Here is a 614-nt window from a genome sequence, read left to right on the forward strand (position 1 = left end):
GACAGGTCCCGGGTGACGTCGCCGAGCAGTTCACCCAGGGACGCGTTGTCCGCTTTCACGTGCGCCGCGCTGGGCGGCGGCTCCGGAATCTGGCTGCTCATCACAGACCACCCGTCTGGCCGCCCCGGGTGCGTTCCTGCGTCAGGGGATCGTTTGCCATGGGGTCATCGGCGCGGGCACGGTCGCGCAGCGGGTCATCCGATTCCTGGTTCCCGGACCAGGGCTCTTCCACCAGTTGCGGGCTGTCAAGGCCGCTGGCCGGACCGGCCGCTTCCGGATAGCTGCTGCCCGGTGCACCGCCGTCATAACCGGCGGTGGTGGTGGCCGGCCCCGGCAGCTGGACGGGCGGGGGCGGAACCGTGCCACCGGCCACAGGGTAGGACTGGTTGTACTGGTCGCCGTACGCAGTGCCGGAATACTGGCCGGACAGGCCGGCAGCGCCGGTTCCAGTGGTGCGGCTTGAGGTTTCCGGGGCGCCTGCGGTGAGGCCGCGGGTCAGGCGTCCGGCCAGGACGCCGGCGCCTGCCGCGAGGAGCAGGAAGGTTCCGGGGTTGTTGCGGGCGTACCGCTGGACTTCGGTCAGGAGGTCTCCGGGCTGCCGGTTCTCCAGCCAG

At 71.3% G+C, this 614-nt stretch carries 1 pseudogene; it reads right to left on the minus strand.

The annotated features are described in order from the left end of the window. Positions 1-100 precede the first annotated feature (100 nt). Positions 101-614 (minus strand): annotated as a pseudogene (locus RM50_RS20910) (hypothetical protein); the annotation flags it as partial.

This window comes from Pseudarthrobacter phenanthrenivorans (genome assembly GCF_000813845.1).
GTDB lineage: Bacteria > Actinomycetota > Actinomycetes > Actinomycetales > Micrococcaceae > Arthrobacter > Arthrobacter phenanthrenivorans_B.